Annotated in this window: 8 protein-coding genes; 2 read left to right on the forward strand and 6 right to left on the reverse strand. The window is 36.9% G+C overall.

Going from position 1 to position 6,445, the window contains the following annotated elements:
* Positions 1-594, reverse strand: a 594-nt coding sequence (locus R3333_RS11605) for a glycogen/starch synthase (RefSeq protein ID WP_318958944.1), incomplete at its 3' end; no start/stop codon positions are given.
* Between the two features lie 107 nt (positions 595-701).
* Here R3333_RS11605 and panC point away from each other — a divergent pair.
* Both panC and R3333_RS11615 read left to right on the forward strand, forming a co-directional pair.
* On the forward strand, positions 702-1,541 hold the full coding sequence (gene panC, locus R3333_RS11610; RefSeq protein WP_318958945.1) for a pantoate--beta-alanine ligase: 840 nt from the start codon (positions 702-704) through the stop codon (positions 1,539-1,541).
* Between the two features lie 2 nt (positions 1,542-1,543).
* Positions 1,544-2,122, forward strand: coding sequence for a riboflavin synthase (locus R3333_RS11615; RefSeq protein WP_318958946.1), 579 nt, complete (start codon positions 1,544-1,546; stop codon positions 2,120-2,122).
* Positions 2,123-2,182: 60 nt separating this feature from the next.
* Here the strand turns inward: R3333_RS11615 and R3333_RS11620 are convergent, their stop codons facing one another.
* The 5 genes from R3333_RS11620 to R3333_RS11640 all read right to left on the reverse strand — a co-directional run.
* Positions 2,183-2,758 (reverse strand): hypothetical protein, encoded by a 576-nt coding sequence (locus R3333_RS11620; RefSeq protein WP_318958947.1) that lies wholly within the window; start codon positions 2,756-2,758, stop codon positions 2,183-2,185.
* Between the two features lies 1 nt (position 2,759).
* Complete coding sequence (gene metF / locus R3333_RS11625) at positions 2,760-3,710, reverse strand: methylenetetrahydrofolate reductase [NAD(P)H] (protein WP_318958948.1); 951 nt, start codon at positions 3,708-3,710, stop codon at positions 2,760-2,762.
* A gap of 90 nt (positions 3,711-3,800) precedes the next feature.
* Positions 3,801-5,051: an imidazolonepropionase gene (gene hutI / locus R3333_RS11630; RefSeq protein ID WP_318958949.1), complete on the reverse strand. Its 1,251-nt coding sequence runs from the start codon at positions 5,049-5,051 to the stop codon at positions 3,801-3,803.
* Between the two features lie 49 nt (positions 5,052-5,100).
* Complete coding sequence (locus tag R3333_RS11635; RefSeq protein WP_318958950.1) at positions 5,101-5,994, reverse strand: hypothetical protein; 894 nt, start codon at positions 5,992-5,994, stop codon at positions 5,101-5,103.
* A 9-nt stretch (positions 5,995-6,003) separates the two neighbouring features.
* Positions 6,004-6,445, reverse strand: a 442-nt coding sequence (locus R3333_RS11640) for an ABC transporter permease (RefSeq protein WP_318958951.1), incomplete at its 5' end; no start/stop codon positions are given.

The raw sequence follows: 6,445 nt of genomic DNA on the forward strand, positions 1-6,445 counted from the left end.
TCCAAAGCCTTCAAATTTAAGTTTTTCTTCGAATCTGTCATCCCAATTTTTGTTAAACTCATTGTCGTATAAAGAGTAAACAACTTTGGCATCAGCAAAGTGAGGATCGTTGGCGTAAACATCTTTAATGTACATAGGCATTAATGATGTCATCCATCCGTGACAGTGAATCACGTCAGGTTTCCAACCTAATTTTTTAACTGTTTCCAAAACTCCTCTACAGAAGAACATAGAACGCTCATCATTATCTGCATGATATTCGTCTTTGTCATCCGTGAAAACAGATTTTCTTTTGAAATATTCTTCGTTGTCTATAAAGTACACCTGCATTCTTGCAGTTGGTATAGACGCTACTTTGATAATTAAAGGGTGATCCTGATCGTCAATAATAAGGTTCATACCTGATAAACGAATTACTTCGTGTAACTGGTGTCTTCTCTCATTGATTGTCCCAAAACGTGGCATGAAAACACGGATTTCTTTTCCGTTTTCTTGTGTACCTTGCGGTAATTTTCTTGCTGTTTTTGAAAGTTCAGATTTTGGTAGGAACGGGGCAATTTCTTGCGATACAAATAGGATTCTTTTCTTCTCCATATAGAGTAAATTCGTAAATTTCAGTACAAAAATATATAAAAAAAAGCGTAATTTCAACAAAAAAGAATAGATTTGTCCGTTTGCACATATTCTAAATACTTAATTACGTGGTAATTTACAAGCGTGTTTCCGATTTACAATCCTTCCTTGCACCTTACACAGTAGCGAATAAAAAAATTGGTTTTGTGCCTACCATGGGCGCTTTACATGAAGGACATCTTAGTCTTTTGAAAGCTGCAAAAAAAGAGTGTGACATTGTTGTTGCCTCCGTTTTTGTGAATCCAACACAATTCAACAATCCTTCTGATTTAGAAAAATATCCACGCATGCCTCAGAAAGATGCGGATCTTCTGGAGGAAAATGGTTGTGATGTAATGTTCTTACCTGAAGTAGAAGAGGTGTATCCTGAGAATTATAAATCTATTGATTTGGACTTGTCTCCCGTGGATGAAGTAATGGAAGGGAAATATAGACCTGGCCATTTTGATGGTGTGGTGAATGTAGTTTCGCGTTTCTTTGATATCGTGCGACCGAATAAAGCATATTTTGGAAGAAAAGACTTTCAGCAAGTTGCAGTAATTAAAGCCATGACCAAAAAGTTAAACTTGGGTGTGGAAATCGTTGGTTGTGATACTGTACGCGAAGAGGGTGGTTTGGCAATGTCAAGTCGAAACCTACGCTTAACGGAAGATCAAAAAAAGGATGCTCTTGTAATTTACGAGAGCTTGGTGCAAGCTAAAGCTATGGCGAAAGAGAATTCTCCTGCAGTAACTTTAGCACATTTAATTGACACTTTAGGACAAAGTAGTTTAGAATTGGAATACGCAGAAGTGGTAAACCCCGAAACTCTTTTACCTTTGACAGACGAATGGATAGATGGAGCCACTGCATGTGTAGTAGCTTATTGTGGAGATGTTCGTTTAATTGATAACATGGAATTGATATAATTATGTTTACAGGAATAGTTGAGGCGCTAGGAGAGGTGAAGAAAATTGAACACGAGGGGGAAAATGTACATTTTACCTTAAGTTGTCCTTTTACTTCAGAGTTGAAGATAGATCAAAGTTTGGCACATAATGGTTGTTGTTTAACTGTTGTTGCAATTGATGGAAATCAATATGTAGTTACGGCGATAAAGGAAACTTTGGAGAAAACAAACCTTGGAGAACTAAAAGAAGGAAGTGAAGTGAATCTGGAGCGTTGCATGCAAATGAATGGTCGTTTAGATGGTCATATTGTACAAGGCCATGTGGATACTACTGCCGAATGTCTTTCTATTGAGGATCAGGACGGAAGTTGGATGTTTACCTTTCAGTACAACAGCGATGACTTAACAGTTGAGAAAGGATCGGTAACTGTAAATGGAGTAAGTTTAACTGTAGTCAACTCCAAACAAAATGAGTTTTCAGTTTGCATTATCCCTTATACTTTAGAACATACAAGTTTTAAAAATATTAAGGTAGGTGATACTGCAAATTTAGAGTTTGATATTATCGGGAAGTACGTGGCCAAAATGATGGTAAAGTAAACCGGAAAATAAATATTGATAGAAATAAAAAGAGGTTGTCACATTTGACAACCTCTTTTTTTATGCTTTCCACTCTTTCTTAATGAGCTTCGCCATTTTCTTGTTAAGTTTTTTTAGAACAGCTTCTTGTGAGCCTACCGTTCCAATTTTGATTAACCTATTTTCAACGGGTTTTCCATCTTTATAAAAGGTAAGTTCAAACGTAACTGATACAATATCATCTCTGTACAACGGGAAGAGATGTTCAGAGGTTAAGTTTTTATTTAAGGATAAAATATTCGTAGAGGATTTAAACCTTCTGTCATACCCTCTAACAGAAATTAAAAGATAAGTATCGAATCCTTCTTCTTTTAATTTGTTCTGTATGCTATCATTCGCCATAGATGTAGCGGAAGCACCTTGCTTAACTACATTTAAAGACGACTTTGTTTTGATGCCGTACTGATTGAACAGCGTGGTCAAGTTGATTTCTAGCGCAAATAAGTCTTGCTGAAAATCAATTTGACCGACAACCACTACATTGGATAAAGAATCCATTCCTGGTAAATCTTCTGAAGTTATTTTGGTTGTGTCGGCTTGACTGTAAACACTAGTGCTTAGGAATAAACCTAAAAATAAAGATGCTAATAATTTCATATTAAAAAATTTCGTTGGCGATGAGTTTAACATCATCTGATTTAGACATGGTATAATAGTGAATGCAAGGTACACCTGCTTTCTTGAGTTCTTTTGATTGATTGATGGCCCATTCTACACCCAATGCTTGAACGTCCTCATTATTCTTACATTTCAATAACTCTGCCGAAAGTTCATCTGGAAAGTCGATGTGGAAGAATTTAGGCAAGAATGAAATGTGGTTCATTGTTTTCAAAGGTTTGATACCCGGAATGATGGGAACATTGATTCCTGCTTTTTTACACTCCTCAACAAAGTCAAAGTACTTTTTATTATCGAAGAACATTTGCGTAACAATATACTCCGCACCTGCATCAACCTTTTGTTTTAAGTACTTTAAATCTGTAGAAAGGTTCATGGCTTCGAAGTGCTTTTCAGGATAACCTGCAGCACCGATACAGAAATTAGTTGGTTCCAATTGAATATCGTCCATCAGATATGTTCCTTTATTCATATCTGTAATTTGGTCTATCAATTCTACAGCATACTTATGTCCGTTTTCGTGGGGACGAAAAGAACTTTCAGTTTTAATAGAATCACCTCTCAATGCGAGCACATTATCAATGCCTAAGAATTGAAGATCAATCAACGCGTTTTCTGTTTCTTCCTTACTAAAACCTCCACAGATTAAATGTGGAACAGCATCAACTTGATATTTGTTCATAATGGCTGCACAAATACCAACCGTACCAGGGCGTTTACGAATCGCTATTTTTTCTAGAAGTCCTTGACCTCTTTCTTTATATATGTATTCCTCTCTGTGATAAGTAACATTAATGAACTTTGGCTTGAATTCCATTAAGGGATCTATACCATCAAAAATTGACTGTACGTTTTTACCTTTTAATGGGGGTAAAATTTCAAAAGAGAATAAAGTCTCTTCCGATTCCTTAATGTGATCGATTACTTTCATTTATGATTGTATAATTTTAGCAGTCCAAAAATAGTAATATCCTTATCCTAAAGAGGTAAAATCCTCAATCAGTGTCTTAAAGAATTATAATTATTTCACTTTTTTACCATTGATGATAACTGTCTCAGCAGAGTTTGCACCAAATGAATAAGGTATTAGTGCTGGACTCTCCATGGGTTGAGTAATGATAAGGTTCGCCTTCTTACCCAAAGATATACTTCCGTGTGTTTTATCTAAGCCCATGGCATAGGCAGTATTCAATGTAGTTGCCGTTATTGCCTCGTTCGGCGTTAATTTCATTTTAACACATGCAAAAGAAGTGAGCAATTGCATGTTCCCACTTGGTGAAGACCCTGGGTTAAAGTCAGTAGCCAACGCCACGGGTAAATCATTATCGATTAATTTTCTACCTGCTCCAAAAGGAATAGATAAGAAGAAAGAACAACCGGGTAAAAGTGTAGGCATGCAGTCACTTCCCTTTAAAGCTTCAATATCTTGATCATCAATTTCTTCTAAGTGATCGACAGATAAAGCATTGTGTTGTACGGCAGCAGCTACTCCACCTTGGATAGAGAATTGGTTAACGTGAACTTTTGGTGTTAAGCCATATTTTATTCCAGCTTCCAATACTTGATTCATCTCCTCTACTGAGTAGTAGTTGCGCTCACAGAAACAGTCGATGTAATCGGCCAATCCCTCTTCTGCAATTACCGGTAGCATTTCGTTGATGATTAGATCGATGTAACCTTGGTGGTTTTCTTTAAATTCTGGAGGGTAAGCATGTGCTCCCAAGAAAGTAGCCTTTATCGTTAATGGAGATGCTTCTTTCAAGCGTTTGATAACGCGTAACATTTTTAGCTCGGCATCCACGGTAAGTCCGTACCCAGATTTGATTTCAACAGCTCCCGTACCGTAGCTCATCATTTCTTCTAACCTTACCATTGCGTCTTGGAAGAGCTCTTCCTCGTCCATCGTCTGCAATTTGCGGGCAGAGTTTAAAATACCACCTCCTTTAAGTGCAATTTCTTCATAGGTAAGTCCTTTGATTCTATCTTCGAATTCACTTTCTCTGGTTTTGGCAAATACGGCATGGGTATGTGAATCACAAAATGCAGGCATAACCATCTTACCATCGGCATCAATTACTTCTAGATCTCTCCAGTCTGTAATTCCACCCCAGTCTTCCATTTTACCATAAGCTATGATTTCATCATCTTCAATGGCAAGGAATGCGTTATCTATGGTGTTAAGATTTTCCATCTCAGCACCTGCTTTATATCTTGGTAAATCCTCTCCTGCTAGGAGTAGACTTTTGATGTTTTTAATAAGTATTTTAGACATTTACTCGAATCTTTTTTAAGAAGATTCAAAGTTAAAAATAATCCAACGCTTAGAAAAGATGTTCCATCAAACCTTCCTTCATAGAATGGGGAGAAACATAAATGGTATTGATATCTAGTTTGTCCATAAGCCACATAACTTTCACTGCAGCAATAGGAGCCATAATTTTTCGGATGGGAATTATCCTATCATTTAATTTACGCTCAGCTAAACTCGATTTAATTAAATTGTCTATACACCAATGTAAACGCTCTTTGCTAATTTGTTGTGATTGCGAATTCGTAGGAAAGTCAATATTTTCAATGATTTCATAAAACGTCTCGAAACTACCAGAAGCTCCTACAAGAATATTGGTGCGAATATCATCGAAGAAACCACGAGTAGATTGCTCTAAGTAGTTTATGATAGCATCAATATCTGAGTTGGTTAAAGGGTCATTGAACTCAAATTGTTGGTAGATGCGAGAAACCCCAATTTCAAAACTTTTGCTTTTAATGACTTCATTGTTATTGGCAAAAATAAATTCACTACTTCCTCCGCCAATGTCTAAAATGATGGATTTATCTTCAAATACATGGGCAGTTTGTATCCCTCTGTAAATTAATTCAGCTTCAGTTTCTCCATCAATTATGGTAATAGGAATCTCCGTCATTGCAAAAGCGGCTTGTATAAAATCATCCCTGTTTTCGGCTGCGCGCAAAGCGGAAGTTCCAATTGCTCTTATTTGTTCTACACCGTGTTGGTCACAAATTGCTTTGAATTGCTCTAACGTGCTTATACCTCGTTCGAACGCATCTGGAACAATGGTTTGTTGGTTAATTCCTCCCATACCTAAAGCTACTCCTTCTTTATGCTTGAAAAGGATTTTACGGCCTGTGGCTGTTTTTTTGAAAATCAAGAGGTTAAAGGTATTTGTACCTAAGTCTATAACTGCACCTGTCATTCTAGTATTTTATGATTTTTTAAGCCACTTAATGAAGTGTTTTACACGTAAACGATGTCCAAATTGTAAGATTCCATTCTGGTAAATTTTACCTGCCAAATAGAACATTAAAAGAGCTGAACCTAAGAGGATTCCTAAACTTGCAAAGAGTTCCCAGCTTTCGTTTGCACTGAACCCTATCCCTAATTTGGTCATCATAACAACCGGTGAGGTAAAGGGTAAGAATGCAAATAAACTAGACCACGGACCTTCTGGGTAATAGACCGTATAATAACCACCGTATAAAGCAAGCAGCAGTAATCCCATAATAGGGATGATGTATTGTTGTCCGTCCGATTCGCTTCCCATAGATGCCCCAATGGCAGCAAAGAAAGAACCGTAAAAGATATATGCGACTATAAAAAACAGTATAAAGAACAAGAGCATGTTGGAGAACTGAATGCGTTCGTAA

Origin of the sequence: Lishizhenia sp., assembly GCF_033720595.1 — a bacterium.
Taxonomy (GTDB): Bacteria; Bacteroidota; Bacteroidia; order Flavobacteriales_D; family Crocinitomicaceae; genus Lishizhenia.